We start from the raw sequence: 18,481 nt of genomic DNA on the forward strand, positions 1-18,481 counted from the left end.
CCGCCGAGCCGTCCCGCGGGCGCGGGCCACCGCGCTGAGCCGGGTCCGCGGGCGGGCGGGTCATCGCGCCGCGCGGGGCCCGTGGGCGTGGGTCGCCGCGCCGCGCCGGTCCCGTGGGCATGGGCGCCGCGACACGCCGGGTGACGGTCCGGTGGCCCACGGTGGCCCGGCTCCCGGTGTCAGTGCGGCGTGGCAGGATCGGGGACGTGGCGAAGACAGCACCGAAGCAGACCGACAAGACCCCCGGCGGGACCCGTCCCCGGCTGATGCTCATGGACGGGCACTCGCTGGCCTACCGCGCGTTCTTCGCGCTGCCCGCGGAGAACTTCACGACCGCGACCGGCCAGCCGACGAACGCGATCTACGGCTTCGCGTCGATGCTGGCCAACACCCTGCGTGACGAGGCGCCCACGCACTTCGCGGTGGCCTTCGACGTCTCCCGCAAGACCTGGCGCTCCGAGCGGTTCACCGAGTACAAGGCGAACCGCTCCAAGACGCCGGACGAGTTCAAGGGCCAGGTCGAGCTGATCGGCGAGCTGCTCGACGCGATGCACGCGCAACGCTTCGCCGTGGAGGGGTTCGAGGCGGACGACATCATCGCCACCCTCGCCACCCAGGCCGAGGCCGAGGGCTTCGAGGTACTGATCGTCACCGGGGACCGCGACTCCTTCCAGCTGGTCACCGAGCACACCACCGTGCTCTACCCGACGAAGGGCGTCTCCGAGCTGACCCGGTTCACCCCGGAGAAGGTTCTCGAGAAGTACGGCTTGACGCCCGCCCAGTACCCGGACTTCGCGGCCCTGCGCGGCGACCCGTCCGACAACCTCCCCGGCATCCCCGGCGTCGGCGAGAAGACCGCCGCCAAGTGGATCAACCAGTTCGGCTCCTTCGCCGAGCTGGTCGAGCGGGTCGAGGAGGTCAAGGGCAAGGCCGGGCAGAACCTCCGCGACCACCTGGAGTCGGTCAAGCTCAACCGCGCGCTCACCGAGCTGGAGCGGCGGGTCGAGCTGCCGAAGGCGGTCACCGACCTGGAGCGGTCCCCGTACGACCGCAAGGCCGTCGCGATGGTCCTGGACACCCTGGAGATCCGCAACCCGTCCCTGCGCGAACGCCTCTTCGCCGTCGACCCGGGCGCGGAGGAGACCGAGGCCGCCCCGGTCGCCGCCGACGGCGTCGAGATCGACGGCAGCGTCCTGGGCACCGGCGAGCTGGCCCCCTGGCTCGCCGAGCACGGCACCGGGCCATTGGGCGTGGCCACCGTCGATACCTGGGCGCTGGGCACCGGCTCGGTCGCCGAGGTCGCCCTGGCCGCGGCCGGGGGAGCGGCGGCCTGGTTCGACCCGGCCGAACTGGACGAGGCCGACGAGACCGCGTTCGCCGCCTGGCTGGCCGACGCCGGCCGCCCCAAGGTGTTCCACGACGCCAAGGGCGCCATGCGCGTCTTCGCCGAGCACGGCTGGCGCATCGAGGGCGTCGGCATGGACACCGCCCTCGCCGCCTACCTGGTCAAGCCGGGCCGCCGCTCCTTCGACCTGGACGCGCTCTCCCTGGAGTACCTGCACCGCGAGCTGGCCCCCGCCGCCGCGGCCGACGGCCAGCTGGCCTTCGGCGCGGACGACGGCGCCGAGGCCGAGGCCCTGATGATCCAGGCCCGCGCGGTGCTCGACCTGGGCGAGGCCTTCGGGGAGCGTCTCGCGGAGGTGGGCGCCGCCGACCTGCTCCGGGACATGGAGCTGCCGACCTCCGTACTGCTCGCCCGCATGGAGCGGCACGGCATCGCGGCCGACCGGGCGCACCTCGAATCGATGGAGCAGATGTTCGCGGGCGCGGTGCAGCAGGCCGTGAAGGAGGCGCACGCGGCGGCCGGCCATGAGTTCAACCTGGGCTCGCCCAAGCAGCTCCAGGAGGTCCTCTTCGGCGAGCTGGCCCTGCCCAAGACCAAGAAGACCAAGACCGGCTACACCACCGACGCCGACGCCCTGGCCTGGCTCGCCACCCAGACCGACAACGAACTGCCGGTGATCATGCTCCGGCACCGGGAGCAGGCGAAGCTCCGGGTCACGGTCGAGGGCCTGATCAAGACCATCGCGGCGGACGGCCGGATCCACACCACCTTCAACCAGACGGTGGCCGCGACCGGACGCCTGTCCTCCACGGACCCGAACCTCCAGAACATCCCGGTCCGCACCGACGAGGGCCGGGCGATCCGCCGGGGCTTCGTGGTCGGCGAGGGCTTCGAGTCCCTGATGACCGCGGACTACAGCCAGATCGAACTGCGCGTGATGGCCCACCTCTCCGAGGACGAGGGTCTGATCCGGGCGTTCACCTCGGGCGAGGACCTGCACACCACGGCCGCCTCCCAGGTGTTCGGCGTCGAGCCCGGCGCGGTGGACGCGGAGATGCGGCGGAAGATCAAGGCGATGTCGTACGGCCTCGCCTACGGCCTGTCCGCGTTCGGCCTCTCCCAGCAGCTGAACATCGAGGCGGCCGAGGCCCGCGCCCTCATGGACGCCTACTTCGAGCGTTTCGGCGGCGTCCGGGACTATCTGCGCCGCGCGGTCGACGAGGCGCGGGCCACCGGCTACACGGCGACGCTCTTCGGCCGCCGCCGGTACCTGCCCGACCTCAACAGCGACAACCGCCAGCGCCGTGAGGCGGCCGAGCGCATGGCCCTCAACGCGCCCATCCAGGGCACGGCGGCCGACATCGTCAAGCTCGCCATGCTCAAGGTGGACGGCGCCCTGCGGGCGGCGGACCTCCGGTCCCGCATGCTCCTCCAGGTCCACGACGAAATCGTCCTGGAGATCGCCCCCGGCGAGCGGACGGCCGTGGAGGAGATCGTCCGCCGCGAGATGGCCGCCGCCGTGCGGCTGAAGGCCCCGCTGGACGTCTCGGTCGGCGTGGGCCCGGACTGGGAGTCGGCCGCGCACTAGCCGACGGCACACGGACGGAGGGGGGCGTCGGGGCGAACACCTCGCGACGGCGCCCCCTCCGTCCGCCCCCAGCCCCCACCGGCCCGCACCACCGGACCCCCTCAGCCGTACGCCTGTGCGGGAGGCGCCTGCCGGGTTCCGCCGCCGGAGGCCTGAGCCGTTGCGCCTGCGGGAGCCCTCACCGGGCCTGCTTGGCCGGACCCCCTCAGCCGTACGCCTGTGCCGGAGGCGCCTGCCGGGTTCCGCCGCCGGAGGCCTGAGCCGTTGCGCCTGCGGGAGCCCTCACCGGGCCTGCTTGGCCGGACTCCCTTAGTCGTACGCCTGTGCGGGAGGCGCCTGCGGGGTTCCGCTGCCGGATGCCTGAGCCGTTGCCTCTGCGGGAGCCCCCACCGGCCCGCATCACCGGACCCTCTCAGCCGTACGCCTCCGCCTGAGCCTGCACCGGGTCCTGTTGCCGGACGGCTCGGTCGCCTGCCTCAAGAGCCTTCACCGGCAGCCTCCCGGCCGGATTCCCTCGCAGGACAGCCCGGTTCCGTCGTGCCGGCGCCGGCGCCGGCGCCGGTGTCGGTGCCGGTAGGCGAAGGTCGGTGGCGCGGCGGTGTCGGCCGGTCCTCGCGGTGCCGGCGAGCCGCGGCGCAACCACGCCGACCGACCCCGCGGGGCCGGTGGGCGGCGGTGGCGCGGGACCCGTCGCGTCCGGGACCCGACCCTGCCCCACCCACCCGCGGCAAGCACGCCGGGCCCCCGGGGGACCCGTCACTCTCGTGGCCCCCGCCAAAACGCCCCGGACCCCCCGCAGCCGCAACACTGCGGGCATGGGTATACGCACGCTTCACCGCCGGACGCCCGTGGCAGTCGCCGGGCTCTGGGCGGACGCCGCCTCGGCGCAGGCCGTGCCCGCCGCGCCGGTCCCGGCCCTCGCGCCCGACGCGAGCACCGCCCGCATCCCGGCCGACCCGGCCACGACGTTCCGCGGCGCCACCAGGGGTCTGAGACACCGGTTCGCCGGGCGCCCGGCCCGCGTCCCGGACTGGCGCCAGTGGGCCGACCTGGCCCGCGGCTACCTCGCCCTCACCCTCACCCTGGTCCCGCGATCACGCCCCCGGCGCGAACTCACGGTCTTCGTGGCGTCCCTCACCGAGCGACCGGCCGCCCCCGGCCCGCACCGACCACCTCGGCGCGGCCCCCGGGACCAGCGGCCGGACGCCAGAGCCTGACCGCCACGGCGTAGAGCAGCAACCCCGCGACCACTCCCGCGCCCACGCCGAAGCACAGGGTGGGCACCAGTTCCCAGGGCCGCGCCGCCGTACCGCCCCGCTCCCGCCAGCGCGCCGTCCGCTGCGCCGCCGCGGCCAGCGCACAGCCGCCGATCACCGCGAACGACCACCACCGGTCCCGCACGGACAGCTCCGGCACCCCCGTCGGCACCCCGCCCGGCGCCCGCCGCAGCGCACGCGCCACGAACACCGCGATCAGCACGGCACCCGTCACGGACGACCCGTACTGGAGCCAGGTGAACAGCGGCACGCCCGCCGGGCGGTCCCGTCCGATGGCCGGAAACAGCCGTGAGCCCCACCGGTCGTGATGGGTGAACGCGTCCCACACCACATGGGTGAGCGCGCCGAGCACCGCCGACGCGTACCACCACCCCGCCGACGCGGCCCGCACGCGCCCGCGTGGCGTCCCGCAGCACAGCAGGGCGGCCGGCCGGTCCTGCCACGCCCGGGGCAGCAACGCCACCGACGGCTCCCGGACCAGCAGCCACAGCCCCGCCAGGGCGCAGGCGAGGAACACGTCGACCGTGATGACCCCGGTGAACGCGTGCGTGACCGTGCCGAACTCCATCCCGCCCGGCAGGACACCGGCCGCGTAGTAGGGCAGGTCGGGAGCGAAGGACCCCGTGACGAGCAACACGGGCACCAGCCGGCCCCGGCCGGACCCGTCCCGGCGGACCGCCGGCAGCACGGCCGCCGCATGACTGAGAGTGAACGGCACCCAGGCCTCCCGGACGTTCGCGGCCCGTACTCCGGCGCCGGTGAATCAGGTCCGCCCAGTATGCGTGACGCCGTCCTGGGGCATCCGCGGCAACGACAGTTGGCCAACCGGTGAAATCGGGGCGCCAACAGGTGCCCGATCACAGCAAGTTGTCGTAGGGTCACCTGGGTCCCCGTACCGGGCGCACGGTCGTACGCACGGCGTACGGAGGCAGAGGCGGAACAGGGGCAACCGAAGCACCGGGTCAACCGTCCCACCAGAGCGAGGCAGCACAGACGGAGACGGACGCGCGGGCGTCCACAGGAGGGGTTCACTCTATGGCGGCGCATTTCGGCAGGCGGCTGCGCAAGGGAGCGGCGACCACCGCCGTGGCCGCGGCGGCGGTCGCGGCTCTCTCCGCGTCCCAGGCACCGGTAGCGGCCGGCGACGAGCCCGACAGACCGACGACGGCCGGCGCCGCGACCTCCGTACCGGAAGGCGACGCCAATGCCGGCGCCAACGCCACCGGCAACTCGCCCTACTACACGGACCTGCCGCCGCTGAAGAGCCCGGCGCCCAGCGCCTCGCCGAGCGTCGGCACCCCGGTCACCCGGGCCGAGGGCGAGGCCGGCATCCCGGCGACGGTCCTCGACGCGTACCGGAAGGCCGCGGCCGAACTGCGCTCCGCCAAGCCCGGCTGCAACCTGCCCTGGCAACTGCTGGCCGCCATCGGCAACGTCGAGTCGGGCCAGGCGCGCGGCGGGCAGGTCGACGCCGACGGCACCACGCTGCGCCGGATCCTGGGCCCGCAGCTCGACGGCAACGGCTTCGCGCTCATCCCGGACACCGACAACGGCGCCTACGACGGCAACAGCGACTACGACCAGGCCGTCGGCCCCATGCAGTTCATCCCGTCCACCTGGGCGTGGGCCGGCCGCGACGGCAACGGGGACGGCAAGAAGGACCCGAACAACGTCTACGACGCGGCGCTCGCCGCGGGCCATTACCTGTGCCGCAACGACTGGGACCTGTCCCGCGAGGGCGACCTGCACAGCGCGATCCTCAGCTACAACAACTCGCAGGACTACCTCAACCTGGTCCTGAACTGGATGGAGTACTACCGCAAGGGCTCCCACTCCGTCCCCGACGGCTCCGGCGGTCTGCCCGGGCACCGCAGCGACGAGGACCCCACCACGTCCCCGCGCCCCTCCCACCCGCCGACGACCAAGCCGGACCCCAAGCCGCACAAGCCCGCGGACGGCGGCGGCAAGGACGGCGGCGGCAAGGACGGCGACCACAACGGCGGAGGCGAGCACGGCGGGAACGGGGGATCCGGGACCCCCACCCCCGAGCCGCCGAAGCCGCCCGTCCCGCCGACGACCCCGCCGACCCCGACCGACCTGGTGGACCACCTCAGGGACGCGGGCACCCGGCAGCTCACCGCGATGGCCGGCGACGCCTTCACCGAGCGCATCGGCACCCGCGCCGAGACCAAGGTCGGCAAGTCCGTGGCCAAGGTCCGGGTCCGGTTCACCATCACCGGTGACACGGACGCCACCTTCGCCGGCGGCGAGACCGTGGCCACGGTCGCCACCGACGACAAGGGCGTGGCGCTGGCGCCGGCGCTCCAGGCCGGCGAGAAGACCGGCGACTTCAAGGTCACCGCGGCCGTCGTGGGCCGCACGCTCAAGGGCGTCGACTACACGGCGACCGTCACCGCGCGCGCCGCCGACCTCCTGGCCCGCACCAGCGACACCCCGCTGACCTGCACGCCGGGCGGCGAGTTCGCCGACCGGGTCCAGGTGAAGGCGACGTACAAGGGCGCCGTCGCGGACGGGGTGGCGGCCACCGCCACGCTGGTCACGTCCGCGCTGGACGCCACGGAGAACAGCGAGGGCCCGTTCTTCAAGGACGCCGACGGCAAGGCCGTACGCACCCTCACCGGCCTCCGGACGGACGCCAAGGGCCTGCTCACGCTGCCCAAACTGTACGCCGACACCACCACCGGCACCTTCCTGCTCCGGATCACCACCACGGGCGGCGCGACGCTCAACGTGGAGCTGAAGGTGGCAGCCGCCACCAGCGCGCCGGAGCTTCCGTTGCCGAGCCCGTCCGCCTCCTCCTGACGGCACACCAGGGCGCCCCTTCCGCTCACGGCGGGAGGGGCGCCCTCGTCCGTCGCGTGCACCGCTGTTCTCATCTCGCGCGCGCGTTGCTACGGTGCCGGACCTGACGCTCCATCAGGAACCCGTCAGGTCCCCAGGACCCGACCGCCCGCCGGGAGGCCCCGCATGCGCGCCCTGCTCGCCGCCGCGACCGGTCTCGCCCTCGCGCTCCTGCTGGTCGTCGGGATCAGCGCGCTGGGCTCGCCGACGGGCCCTCAGTCCCCCAAGCCGCTGCTGACGACGGTGCCCCCGCACCCGTAGCCGCGCCCGTCCGGGAGGGAGGCCGGCATGCGCCGCAAGGCCAGCCTGGTCCTGCTCGCCTGCGCCGTGTTCTGCGCGGCGCTGTCCCCGCTGCTGCGCTGGTACGCCTTCCCGCGCCTGGCCCGCATCCCGCCGAACCAGTACCAGGACATGGTTTTGGAGGCCGAGGGCGCCACCCTCCTCGACTACGGCACCATGCGCGCGAAGAAGGTCCCCAAGGTCACCATCGTGCAGACCCTCAAGGGCGACGTGGAGGCCGCGCGGCGGATCGGGAGGACGGCGGGACGGCCGGTCGCCGTCTGGGACGGCCTGTCCTACGTCCAGGGCCCCGACGGCAAGATGGTCTCCAAGGTGCCCGAACGGTACATCTTCGACGCCCACAGCCAGGCCCCCGTGCACGCCACCGGCGAGACGGTCGACGGCGACCCGGTGAGACGCCAGGGCATCGAGTTCAAGTGGCCCTTCCCGACCCAGCGGCGGGACTACGAGTACTTCGACGCGCAGACCCGCACCACCAGCCCCATCCACTACGGGGGCACCCGGACCTTCCGCGGCCTGACGGTCTACTGCTTCGAGCAGACCATCCCCTGGACCAAGGTCCCCATGCCGAAGACCATGCCCGTGCGGGGCATCACCCCCGAGACGGTCGCCCGGACGGGCACCACCCGGTGGTACGCCACGGTCCGCAGGTTCTGGGTCGAACCGGTCACCGGGGCGCCCGTCTACGGCGAGGAGATCCACCGCGAGGAACTGCGCGGCGGCACCCTGCTCGGCGGCCGCGCCAAGGTCACCGCCTTCGCCGGGCACGTGAAGATGCGCGAGGACTACATCGAGCACACGGTCGCCCTGGTCAGGCACAACCGCACCGCCGTCCTGGCCCTCACCTCGCACGCCCCCCGGGGCTTCCTCGCCCTCGGCACCTCCCTGCTCGCCCTCTCCCTGTGGCCGGAGGCCCGCGCCCGCCGCCCGCGGGACCCCGCGCCCGCCCCGGCGGGGGAACCCGGACCGGTCAGCGCCTGAGCCGCGCGTTGGTGTGCCGGGTCGGCTCGGCGGTCGCCGGGTCCTCGGGCCACGGGTGCTTGGGATACCGGCCGCGCAGCTCCGCCCGGACGGCCCGGTAGCCGTCCGCCCAGAAGGACGCGAGGTCGGCCGTGACGGCGGCGGGCCGCCCGGCGGGGGAGAGCAGGTGCACGAGCAGCGGCACACCCGCCACGGCCGGCGTCTCCCGCAGCCCGAACATCTCCTGGAGCTTGACGGCGAGGACCGGCCGCCCGGGATCGCCGTAGTCGATCCGGACCCTCGACCCGCTCGGCACGGTGATCCGCTCGGGCGCCAGCTCGTCCAGCCGGGCCGCCTCCCCGCTCGCCCAGGGCAGCAGCCGGGCGAGTGCCTGCCCGGCGTCCACCCGGGCCAGATCGGCCCGTCGCCGGGCCCGGCTCAGCTCCGGCTCCAGCCACTCGTCCACGCGCGCGTGCAGCGCCTCGTCCGAGACGTCCGGCCATGGCTCCCCGAGACGCGCCCGGAGGAACGCCAGCCGTTGCCGCAGCGCCCGCGCCTCAGCCGGCCAGCGCAGCAGCCCGAGCCCGTCCCGCCGCAGCCCGTCGAGCAGTGCGGCGCGTACCAGGGCCGCATCGACGTCCGTCAGCGGACGCACGGCCAGCTCGATCGCCCCCAGCCGCTCGACACGCCGGGCGACGACGTCCCCGTCGGACCAGCGCACCTCGTCGCGTTCCGTCAGCAGCGCACCGGCGGCGGCCCGTGCCACGTCCTCGTCGACGGCGGCCCCGAGCAGCACGCGCGCGTGGCCCGTGCCGGAGGGGCGGTCGGCGACGGCCACGACGATCCAGTCGGCGCCGCGCAGAGCGGACCCGCCGGGCAGCTCCGCCCGGGTGCCGGACGCCATCAGGTACGAACCGCCATCGAGCCGGGCGACCCGCTCGGGGAACGCGAGCGCGGCGACGAGCCCGGCGAGCCTGTCGTCACCGGCACCCCGGCCCGCTCCGGCGGCGGCCCCATCGCCCCGGCGGTCACCAGCGGTCACGTCCGGCCGGCGGTCTTCGGCGGCTCCGGCTGTCCGGCGGTCTTCGGCGGTTCCAGCCGTCCGGTCGTCTTCGGCGGTTCCGTCCGGCCCACGGCCACCGGCCGTCCCGTCCGTCCGACGGCCACCGGCGGGCCGGCGGGAGGAGTCCGCCGAGACGGCCCTCAGCCGCCGCACCTCGGCGGCCCACCGCGCCCCGTACGCGTCACCCCCACGCCGCGCCCGGTGCAGCGCACCGGCGAGATCGTCCCCGTAGTCGCGCGGCACCTCCTCGGAGAGCAGCGCCACCACCTCGGCACCCGCACCTCCCGTGTCCAGCAGGGCCCGCCCCAGCCGGGGGTGCACGCCCAGCCGCGCCAGCCGCGCACCGACCGGGGTCGCCCGCCCCTCGGGATCCACCGCTCCCACCGCCGTCAGCGCCGAGCGCGCCGCCGCCATCGCCCCGCCCGGCGGCGGATCCAGCAACGCCAGCCCGGAGGCGTCCGGATCGCCCCAGCAGGCCGCCTGGAGCGCGAACGCGGTCAGGTCGGCCACCTGGATCTCCGGCGCCGGAAAAGCCGGCAGACGGCCGTCCTCGGCCTCCGTCCAGCACCGGTACACCGCTCCCGGCGCCTCCCGCCCGGCCCGCCCCGCCCGCTGCCGCCCCGCCGCCCGCGACGCCCGCACGGTGGTCAGCCCGCTCAGCCCGCGCGCGTGGTCCACCCGCGGCTCCCGCGCCAGTCCCGAGTCGACCACCACCCGCACCCCGGGCACGGTCAGCGACGACTCGGCCACGGACGTCGCCAGCACCACCCGGCGCCGCCGTCCGGCGGTCAGCACCGCCTCCTGCACCGCCGCCGGCGCCCGTCCGTGCACCTGGAGCACCTCCGTGCCGCCGAGATCCCCCAGCAGCCCCGCCACGCGCGCGATCTCGCCCACACCGGGCAGGAAGCACAGCACGTCCCCGTCCCGCTCGGCCAGCGCCCGCCGCACCAGCGACGCCACGTGTCCGAGCAGCGCCGGATCCACCCGCATCCCGTGCGGCGGCCGTACCGGACGGGCCGGGGGCGCCCACACCACCTCCACCGGGTGCGCCGTGCCCGCCGCCTCGACCACCGGCGCCCCGCCGAGCAGCCGAGCCCACCCCGCGGCGTCCGTCGTCGCCGACGCGGCCACCAGCCGCAGCTCCGGCCGCAGCGCCTGCCGGACGTCCCACAGGAACGCGGCCACCGTGTCGGCGTCCAGGTGCCGCTCGTGGCACTCGTCCAGGACGACGACGTCCGTACCGGCCAGCTCCTGGTCGCGCTGGAGCCGCTGGAGCAGGACACCGGTCGTCACGACCTCCACGCGCGTGTGCCGCCCCACGACCCGCTCGCCGCGCACCGTGAAGCCGACGCTCCCGCCGGGCTTCTCGCCCAGCAGCCACGCCATCCGCCGGGCCGCCGCCCGCGCCGCGATCCGCCGCGGCTCGGCCACCACGACCCGCCGCTCGGGACCGTCCCCGGCCAGCCCCGCGAGCACGAGCGGCACCAGCGTCGTCTTGCCGGTGCCGGGCGGCGCCACCAGGACGGCGGTACCGGTCCTCTCCAGCGCGTCGGTCAGGGCGGGCAGGGCGGAGCGCACGGGCAGCGCGTCCAGGGCGTCGTCACGGATCACGCCCCCAGTGTCGTACGACGGCACGACGGCCCCCACGCGCGCGGGCGCACATCCGGGCGACAGCGCCCAGACCACCGCCGGCCCGCCACCGCCGGACACGCCTGCACGCGCGCGTGCATCACGCGCGCGTGCACGCGTAGGGACGCGCGCGCCAGCATGGGGACGGGTCCGGTGGGGTCAGTCCCGCTCGCACACGAAGATCGCCGTGCCCGGGATCAGGTTCCCGCGCAGGGGGGACCAGCCGCCCCACTCCGAGGTGTTCCAGGCTGGCCACTCCGGTTCCACCAGGTCCACCAGCCGGAAACCGGACGCCACGACGTCCCGGACCCGGTCGCCGAGCGTCCTGTGGTGCTCCACGTAGACCGCGCGGCCCTCCTCGTCCTGCTCCACGTAGGGCGTGCGGTCGAAGTAGGACGCGGAGACCGACAGGCCCTCGGGGCCCGGCTCGTCCGGGAACGCCCAGCGGATCGGATGCGTCACCGAGAACACGAACCGGCCGCCCGGCCGCAGCACCCGGCGCACCTCGCGCAGCACCAGCCGCGGGTCGGCCACGAACGGCAGCGCACCGTACGCCGAGCACGCCAGGTCGAAGGAGCCGTCCGCGAAGGGCAGCGCGCCGGCGTCGGCACAGACCAGCGGAAACGATCCGCCGATCCGCAGCGCGTGCTGGAGCTGGCGGTGCGAGAGGTCCAGGGCCACCGGGCGCGCGCCCTGGGCGGCCAGCCAGCGGGAGCACTGCGCAGCGCCCGCGCCGATCTCCAGGATCTCCCTGCCCTTCAGCTCCTCGGCGGGACCCAGCAACTCCGCCTCCGTCTCGTCCAGGCCCTCGGGGCCCCAGACGAAGCGGTCGTCGCCGAGGAACGTGCCGTGATCGATCTGGTACTCGTCCGCGTTACGGTCCCACCAGCCCCGATTGGCACGCGTGCTCTCCGTGACGCCCGCGTCACGGCGGGTGGCCTCCGGCTCGAACCCCGCCGGGTGCTCCGGGTCGTACGTTTCCGGCTCTTGGATGATCGGCTCCCTCGTCGTACTCTTCCGTCCAACCCGCCGGGGTCCGTACGGAGGAGATCCCGTCGGCCCGTGCGGCCTGTCGGGGGTTTTTCTTGCCGGGATTGCGGCGATCCGCCCCGGGTGTGCGCCTTCGCGCATTGACCCTGCCCGGCTGCCCCCGTATGCTACAAGTTGCGCTGCGGGCCTGCGCACCTCAGACGTAGCAGGCTGCGCTCGCATCTGTTGTATGTCCCCTCGGTTGTCGAGGCGCTACCGGGCACCCGGTGTCCTTCATGGTGGCGCTTCCTTGGCTGTCCGGCTTCTTCAGAGCGAAACGGGCTCCCGGCGTAAGCAGTACCTACGACTTCAATGTCCGTACCGGAGCCCTTTCCCACATGACGAGCAGCACCGAGACCACCGCCACCACCCCGCAGGTTGCGGTCAACGACATCGGTAACGAGGAAGCCTTCCTCGCAGCGATCGACGAGACGATCAAGTACTTCAACGACGGCGACATCGTCGACGGCGTCATCGTGAAGGTCGACCGGGACGAGGTCCTGCTCGACATCGGTTACAAGACCGAAGGTGTCATCCCGAGCCGCGAGCTCTCGATCAAGCACGACGTCGACCCGAACGAGGTCGTGGCCGTCGGCGACGAGATCGAGGCCCTGGTCCTCCAGAAGGAGGACAAGGAAGGCCGCCTGATCCTCTCGAAGAAGCGCGCCCAGTACGAGCGTGCCTGGGGCACCATCGAGAAGATCAAGGAAGAGGACGGCATCGTCACCGGTACCGTCATCGAGGTCGTCAAGGGTGGTCTCATCCTCGACATCGGCCTCCGTGGCTTCCTGCCGGCCTCCCTCGTCGAGATGCGCCGCGTCCGCGATCTCCAGCCGTACGTCGGCAAGGAGCTCGAGGCGAAGATCATCGAGCTGGACAAGAACCGCAACAACGTGGTCCTGTCCCGCCGTGCCTGGCTGGAGCAGACCCAGTCCGAGGTCCGCCAGACGTTCCTCACGACCCTCCAGAAGGGTCAGGTCCGTTCCGGTGTGGTCTCCTCGATCGTCAACTTCGGTGCCTTCGTGGACCTGGGTGGCGTCGACGGTCTGGTCCACGTCTCCGAGCTGTCCTGGAAGCACATCGACCACCCCTCCGAGGTCGTCGAGGTCGGCCAGGAGGTCACCGTCGAGGTCCTCGACGTCGACATGGACCGCGAGCGCGTCTCCCTGTCGCTGAAGGCGACCCAGGAAGACCCGTGGCAGCAGTTCGCCCGCACCCACCAGATCGGCCAGGTCGTGCCCGGCAAGGTCACGAAGCTGGTGCCGTTCGGTGCGTTCGTCCGCGTGGACGAGGGCATCGAGGGTCTGGTCCACATCTCCGAGCTGGCCGAGCGCCACGTGGAGATCCCGGAGCAGGTCGTCCAGGTCAACGACGAGATCTTCGTCAAGGTCATCGACATCGACCTCGAGCGTCGTCGCATCAGCCTCTCGCTGAAGCAGGCCAACGAGTCCTTCGGTGCCGACCCGTCGGCGGTCGAGTTCGACCCGACCCTGTACGGTATGGCCGCGTCCTACGACGACCAGGGCAACTACATCTACCCCGAGGGCTTCGACCCCGAGACCAACGACTGGCTCGAGGGCTACGAGAAGCAGCGCGAGGAGTGGGAGCGCCAGTACGCCGAGGCGCAGTCCCGCTTCGAGCAGCACCAGCAGCAGGTCATCAAGTCCCGCGAGGCCGACGCGGCTGCCGAGGCCGAGGGCGGCGAGGCTGCGGCTCCGGCCGCGACCGGCGGTTCGTACTCCTCCGAGGGCGCGGACACCTCCGGTGCGCTGGCCTCGGACGAGGCGCTGGCCGCGCTGCGCGAGAAGCTGGCCGGCGGCCAGAGCTGATCGCTGCCGCTTGAGGCTCAGCCGATAGCTGCATGAGGGGCCGTACCTTTCGAGGTACGGCCCCTCAGGGCTTCCCGGACCCGAATCGGCACCGGTCAGGCCGCTGTCGTCGAAGGTGTTGCCGATGATGCGCGCACCGGTTGGTCCAGACCGCTTCGCCTGTCTGAACAGAGGACGCCGACGTGAACGTCGGTGGCGGTGAAGGTACGGATCAGGTGACGAGGCGTCAAGATATCCCGCAAGAGATCCCAGATCAGCGGCGTGTCGCGGGAATTCCCCTGTTCCGGGGCACGTTGTCGAGGGGGAACAGGAGGAGGAGCGGTCACAGTGCTTGATCCGCAGGGTTTGTACGCATGGGAGCCGAAGGGCCTCGCCGTTGTCGACATGGCGCTCGCCCAGGAGTCGGCCGGCCTTGTCATGCTCTACCACTTCGACGGATACATCGACGCGGGTGAGACCGGCGACCAGATCGTCGACCGGCTGCTCGACTCACTGCCCCACCAGCTCGTGGCCCGGTTCGACCACGACAGGCTCGTCGACTACCGGGCCCGTCGGCCGCTGCTGACCTTCAAACGGGACCGCTGGACCGACTACGAGGTCCCGGCCATCGAGGTCCATCTCGTCCAGGACACCACCGGTGCCCCGTTCCTGCTGCTGTCCGGCCCCGAGCCGGACGTGGAGTGGGAGCGGTTCGCGGCGGCGGTGCGGCAGATGGTGGAGCGGCTCGGCGTGCGCCTGTCGGTGAACTTCCATGGCATCCCCATGGGCGTTCCGCACACCCGCCCGGTCGGGCTGACCCCGCACGGCAACCGCACCGACCTCGTCCCGGGCCACCGCAGCCCCTTCGAGGAGGCACAGGTGCCCGGCAGCGCCGAGTCCCTGGTCGAGTACCGCCTCATGGAGGCCGGGCACGACGTGCTGGGCGTCGCCGCGCACGTCCCGCACTACATCGCCCGCTCCGCGTACCCGGACGCCGCCCTCACCGTCCTGGAGGCCATCACGGCCGCCACCGGTCTGGTGCTGCCCGGTGTGGCCCACGCGCTGCGCACGGACGCGCACCGCACCCAGACCGAGATCGACCGCCAGATCCAGGAGGGCGACGAGGAGCTGACCGCGCTCGTCCAGGGCTTGGAGCACCAGTACGACGCAGCGGCGGGCGCCGAGACCCGGGGCAACATGCTGGCCGAGCCGGTGGAGATCCCGTCGGCCGACGAGATCGGGCAGGAGTTCGAGCGGTTCCTGGCGGAGCGCGAGGGCGACAACTGACCCGCGGGGACGCGTGTCCCGCCAGCCCGCCAGCCCGCCAGCCCGCCAGCCCGTGAGCTTGGGAGCCCCGTGTCTCCCGGGTGGCACGCTCGGCGTGCAGCCGTGGTGTTCCGTCCGCTCCTCCGGGGCCCGGGCGCCGGTGATCCGTGGCTCGGCCGCAACGCGGGGGTGGGCACCTCCCCGCCCGGCCCGGATCCGGCCGATACCCGGACGAGAGGGCGAGGACGCCCGGCATGGACCGGCTTGTCCGCCCCCCGGAAGGGTCCGGCCGGCGCCTGCCGCCCGGAGGTCCGTCAATGCCCCCCCATCCGCACCTGCCCACCTGCCCGACCGGTCGCGCGGTGCGGCGTCTAGGCTTCCGCCCATGCTGACAGTGGGCCTGACCGGCGGGATCGGCGCCGGCAAGAGCGAGGTGTCGCGGCTGCTCGTGGAGCACGGAGCGGTGCTGATCGACGCCGACCGCATCGCACGTGAAGTCGTGGCGCCCGGCACTCCCGGTCTGGCGGCCGTGGTCGAGGCGTTCGGCCCGGACGTCCTCGCCGCCGACGGCAGCCTGGACCGGCCCCGGCTCGGTTCCATCGTCTTCGCCGATCCCGAGAAGCTCGCCGTCCTCAACTCGATCGTGCACCCCCTGGTGCGCACCCGTTCCCGCGAGCTGGAGAGCGCCGCCGCCGAGGACGCCGTGGTGGTCCACGACGTGCCCCTGCTCACCGAGAACGGTCTGGCACCCCTCTACGACGTCGTGATCGTCGTGGACGCGAGTCCCGGAACCCAGCTCGACCGGCTGGTACGGCTGCGCGGGATGACCGAGGAGGACGCCCGCGCGCGCATGGCCGCGCAGGCGACGCGGGAGCAGCGCCGGGAGATCGCGGACGTCCTCATCGACAACGACGTGCCCCTGGACGCGCTGCGCGAGCGCGTCGCCGAGTTGTGGGACGGCCTCCTCCGCCGGGCGCGGAGCGGTCCCGGCGCGGAATAGCCGCCTGCCTCGGGGCGTTGAAGCCCGGAAGCAAGGGAAGGAATCAGCCGTGCCCGAGACCAGCGGTTCCACCGGACGTACTCCGGAAACGCATGTCATCGACTTCCGTGCGGCCGAGCAACTGCTCAACGCACGGGACCCGCGGGGCGCGGTGAAGCTGCTCGACGGAGTCATCGCCGCGCACCCCGAGAACACCGCCGCCCGGCTGCTGCGCGCGCGTGCCTTCTTCGCCGCGGCGCAACTGCGGCCCGCCGAGCTGGAGTTCACCATCGTGCTGGAGCGTGAGCCGGACAACGCGTTCGCGCACTTCGCCCTGGCCCGCACCTACGAGCGTCAGGGCCGGCCCGACCAGGCCAAGCGCCACTTCCGGCTGGCCGCCGCGCTGGACCCCAACCCCGAGTACCTGAAGGCGGCCCGGTTCGAGGACTGACGGGCGCGGCGAGCAGGGGTGCGCCCGGCGCTCACGTCCGGACCGGACTGCCCGCTCATGTCCGGACCGGGCCGCCCGCTCACGGGTGACGGTGTCGTGGTCGTGACCGTGGCCGTCGCGGGTACGGTCCGCCCTCCGGCGGCGGGTACGGCGGTACGTCACGGCCCGGCTGGTAGTGCGGCCCCTGCCGCATGTGCCGGAGGATCATGGCCAGATCGGCGGTGACCACCAGCCACAGCACCCCGCACGCCACCGCCCAGCCCAGGCGCCCGGCCAGCGCGAACGCCGCCGTGCCGAAGACCGCCCACACCAGTCCCCACACGCTCAGCCAGAACCGCGCCCGCAGGGCACTGCGCGCGGTCGCCGGTTCACTGCCCGTACGCATCGGACCACCACTCCTGCTTGCAACGTACTCTCCGACGACGACGCGCACCAACGCTCGACGGGGCGGGGTTCGACGGGGCGGCGCTCGACGGGGCGGCGTTCGGTGGGGCGGGGTTCGGTGGAGTGGTGCCCGACGGGGTGGTTCCCGTTCCGACCCGGATACCTCGAACGAGTGAACCGTGGCAGGAGGGGAACGGGCGTGCGGGGACCGGCCGTTGTCCGGGCATGGGAATCGCGATGCGTGAGGGATACGAGGGCACGGGGCCTGGGGCGCTCACCCCCGACGGCTGCGCGGTCGAGCTGTACGCACGGCTGCCGGTGGGCGACGAACCGGACATCATCGCCGCGGCGGTACCGGCCGGGGCACGGGTCCTGGAGCTGGGCAGCGGGGTGGGCCGGGTCACCCACCCCCTCCTGGAGCGAGGCTTCACGGTCACGGCGGTGGACGAGTCCGCCGACATGCTGGCCAGGGTCCGCGGGGCCCGCACGATATGCGCTCGGATCGAACACCTCGACCTGGGCGAGACGTTCGACGTGGTGCTGCTCGCCTCGTTCCTGGTGCACGCCGGTGACGAGGAGGTGCGCAGGGGCATGCTGCGCGCCTGCGCCCGGCATGTGGCCGAGGGCGGCTGCGTGCTCATTCAGCGGGAGGGCCCGGACTACCACACCGATGTGCCCCGGGAGCGGGTCGACCCAAGCGGCTTCACCGTCCGGATCGCCTCGGTGGAGCCTGCCGGGGACGGGGTGAACTCGGTCCGCGCGGAGTACGAGTTCCCGGACGCGGCCTGGACGCAGACGTTCCTCGCCAGACCGCTGACGAAGGAGCAGTTCGAGTCGGCGCTGGCGGAAGCGGGACTGGAGGTGGACGCGTATCTGACACCGGACGGGATGTGGGTGAGGGCAGTGCCCGTGGAGTGACGGAGACCGGGCTCGACGAACCCCGTGATCCGCCTCCGATACGGCGATGACTTCTCGGCTCCGGACCGGTCTGTCTCGGTGAAAGCAATCGGGACCGCTTCACCAGGAGACCCCCATGTCCGAGACCACCGCTTCCCTCGGCGCCGGCGCCACGATGTCCGCCGCTTCCGCCCGTTCCCGCACGGGCCGGGCGCGACGCGGAGCCCTGGGTCGCCCTGCGGGCCGTGCAGGTGCTGCTCGCCCTCTTCTACGGCACGGCGAGCGCCCTGCCCAAGCTCATGGCACACCCGACGGCCGTCGAGTCCTTCGACCGCATGGGCTGGGGCAGCGGGGCCATGTACACCATCGGCGCGCTCGAACTGGCCGGTGCGGTCGCGCTGTTGATCCCGGTGCTGCAATCCGTGGCGGCGATCGCCCTCGGCGTGCTCATGGTGGGAGCGTTCATCGTCCAGCTCACCGCGTTCGACGGCCAGAACGCGGCGACCCCGCTGATCCTGATCGTCCCGCTCGCCCTGATCGCGTGGACTCGCCGGTCCCACAACACGGCCCTGCTGCGGATCCTTCGCCGAGGCTGAACCCCTGCGAGGAGCGCCACGGCCGCCGGTCGGCCCCTGTTCCGGTC

14 protein-coding genes and 1 pseudogene are annotated in these 18,481 nt (G+C 73.4%); 11 read left to right on the forward strand and 4 right to left on the reverse strand.

What is annotated here, in order from left to right:
• Nucleotides 1-206 precede the first annotated feature (206 nt).
• Entirely contained in the window at nt 207-2,933 is a 2,727-nt protein-coding gene (polA, locus tag IF37_RS0117455) for a DNA polymerase I (protein WP_030743121.1), read from the forward strand.
• 815 nt (nt 2,934-3,748) lie between these two features.
• Complete coding sequence (locus IF37_RS42215) at nt 3,749-4,150, forward strand: hypothetical protein (protein WP_173456877.1); 402 nt, start codon at nt 3,749-3,751, stop codon at nt 4,148-4,150.
• Here the strand turns inward: IF37_RS42215 and IF37_RS0117465 are convergent.
• Nucleotides 4,068-4,928, reverse strand: a complete 861-nt coding sequence (locus tag IF37_RS0117465) for a DUF4184 family protein (protein WP_030743125.1) — start codon at nt 4,926-4,928, stop codon at nt 4,068-4,070. The two genes, IF37_RS42215 and IF37_RS0117465, sit on opposite strands and share 83 nt — an antisense overlap.
• 317 nt (nt 4,929-5,245) lie before the next feature.
• On the opposite strand from IF37_RS0117465, the gene IF37_RS0117470 reads away from it, so the two are divergent.
• The 3 genes from IF37_RS0117470 to IF37_RS0117480 all read left to right on the forward strand — a co-directional run bounded on the left by IF37_RS0117470 (nt 5,246) and on the right by IF37_RS0117480 (nt 8,353).
• Complete coding sequence (locus IF37_RS0117470) at nt 5,246-7,033, forward strand: lytic transglycosylase domain-containing protein (RefSeq protein ID WP_030743126.1); 1,788 nt, start codon at nt 5,246-5,248, stop codon at nt 7,031-7,033.
• 165 nt (nt 7,034-7,198) lie between these two features.
• On the forward strand, nt 7,199-7,333 hold the full coding sequence (locus IF37_RS43635; RefSeq protein ID WP_106981795.1) for an SPW_0924 family protein: 135 nt from the start codon (nt 7,199-7,201) through the stop codon (nt 7,331-7,333).
• Nucleotides 7,334-7,360: 27 nt separating this feature from the next.
• On the forward strand, nt 7,361-8,353 hold the full coding sequence (locus IF37_RS0117480; RefSeq protein ID WP_030743128.1) for a DUF3068 domain-containing protein: 993 nt from the start codon (nt 7,361-7,363) through the stop codon (nt 8,351-8,353).
• On the opposite strand, the gene IF37_RS0117485 is transcribed toward IF37_RS0117480, so the two are convergent.
• Entirely contained in the window at nt 8,343-11,006 is a 2,664-nt protein-coding gene (locus IF37_RS0117485) for an ATP-dependent RNA helicase (RefSeq protein ID WP_030743130.1), read from the reverse strand. The two genes, IF37_RS0117480 and IF37_RS0117485, sit on opposite strands and share 11 nt — an antisense overlap.
• A 177-nt stretch (nt 11,007-11,183) precedes the next feature.
• On the reverse strand, nt 11,184-12,155 hold the full coding sequence (locus IF37_RS0117490; protein WP_253915792.1) for a class I SAM-dependent methyltransferase: 972 nt from the start codon (nt 12,153-12,155) through the stop codon (nt 11,184-11,186).
• A 236-nt stretch (nt 12,156-12,391) separates the two neighbouring features.
• On the opposite strand from IF37_RS0117490, the gene rpsA reads away from it, so the two are divergent.
• The 4 genes from rpsA (at nt 12,392) to IF37_RS0117510 (ending at nt 16,557) form a co-directional block, all read left to right on the forward strand.
• Nucleotides 12,392-13,882, forward strand: a complete 1,491-nt coding sequence (rpsA, locus tag IF37_RS0117495) for a 30S ribosomal protein S1 (protein ID WP_030743133.1) — start codon at nt 12,392-12,394, stop codon at nt 13,880-13,882.
• Between the two features lie 327 nt (nt 13,883-14,209).
• On the forward strand, nt 14,210-15,148 hold the full coding sequence (locus tag IF37_RS0117500; RefSeq protein WP_030743135.1) for a PAC2 family protein: 939 nt from the start codon (nt 14,210-14,212) through the stop codon (nt 15,146-15,148).
• A 364-nt stretch (nt 15,149-15,512) separates the two neighbouring features.
• Entirely contained in the window at nt 15,513-16,127 is a 615-nt protein-coding gene (gene coaE / locus IF37_RS0117505) for a dephospho-CoA kinase (protein WP_030743137.1), read from the forward strand.
• Nucleotides 16,128-16,176: 49 nt separating this feature from the next.
• Entirely contained in the window at nt 16,177-16,557 is a 381-nt protein-coding gene (locus IF37_RS0117510; protein ID WP_030743139.1) for a M48 family metallopeptidase, read from the forward strand.
• A gap of 79 nt (nt 16,558-16,636) precedes the next feature.
• Here IF37_RS0117510 and IF37_RS0117515 read toward each other — a convergent pair whose 3' ends face one another.
• Nucleotides 16,637-16,942 (reverse strand): DUF6343 family protein, encoded by a 306-nt coding sequence (locus IF37_RS0117515; RefSeq protein WP_052845230.1) that lies wholly within the window; start codon nt 16,940-16,942, stop codon nt 16,637-16,639.
• Nucleotides 16,943-17,178: 236 nt separating this feature from the next.
• Here IF37_RS0117515 and IF37_RS0117520 point away from each other — a divergent pair, with 236 nt between their 5' ends.
• Nucleotides 17,179-17,859, forward strand: coding sequence for a bifunctional 2-polyprenyl-6-hydroxyphenol methylase/3-demethylubiquinol 3-O-methyltransferase UbiG (locus IF37_RS0117520; protein WP_030743150.1), 681 nt, complete (start codon nt 17,179-17,181; stop codon nt 17,857-17,859).
• Between the two features lie 115 nt (nt 17,860-17,974).
• A pseudogene (locus IF37_RS39490) lies at nt 17,975-18,434 on the forward strand (DoxX family protein).
• The last annotated feature ends 47 nt before the right edge of the window (nt 18,435-18,481 follow it).

The sequence above is a fragment of the Streptomyces sp. NRRL S-31 genome, from assembly GCF_000718775.1.
GTDB lineage: Bacteria > Actinomycetota > Actinomycetes > Streptomycetales > Streptomycetaceae > Streptomyces.

Excerpts from the sequence above, each read along its gene's own strand:
- IF37_RS42215 (WP_173456877.1), top strand. The coding sequence starts at position 3,749 with ATGGGTATACGCACGCTTCACCGCCGGACGCCCGTGGCAGTCGCCGGG.
- IF37_RS0117470 (WP_030743126.1), top strand. The coding sequence starts at position 5,246 with ATGGCGGCGCATTTCGGCAGGCGGCTGCGCAAGGGAGCGGCGACCACC.
- IF37_RS43635 (WP_106981795.1), top strand. The coding sequence starts at position 7,199 with ATGCGCGCCCTGCTCGCCGCCGCGACCGGTCTCGCCCTCGCGCTCCTG.
- IF37_RS0117480 (WP_030743128.1), top strand. The coding sequence starts at position 7,361 with ATGCGCCGCAAGGCCAGCCTGGTCCTGCTCGCCTGCGCCGTGTTCTGC.
- IF37_RS0117490 (WP_253915792.1), bottom strand. The coding sequence starts at position 12,155 with ATGCGCGAAGGCGCACACCCGGGGCGGATCGCCGCAATCCCGGCAAGA.
- rpsA (WP_030743133.1), top strand. The coding sequence starts at position 12,392 with ATGACGAGCAGCACCGAGACCACCGCCACCACCCCGCAGGTTGCGGTC.
- coaE (WP_030743137.1), top strand. The coding sequence starts at position 15,513 with ATGCTGACAGTGGGCCTGACCGGCGGGATCGGCGCCGGCAAGAGCGAG.
- IF37_RS0117515 (WP_052845230.1), bottom strand. The coding sequence starts at position 16,942 with ATGCGTACGGGCAGTGAACCGGCGACCGCGCGCAGTGCCCTGCGGGCG.
- IF37_RS0117520 (WP_030743150.1), top strand. The coding sequence starts at position 17,179 with ATGCGTGAGGGATACGAGGGCACGGGGCCTGGGGCGCTCACCCCCGAC.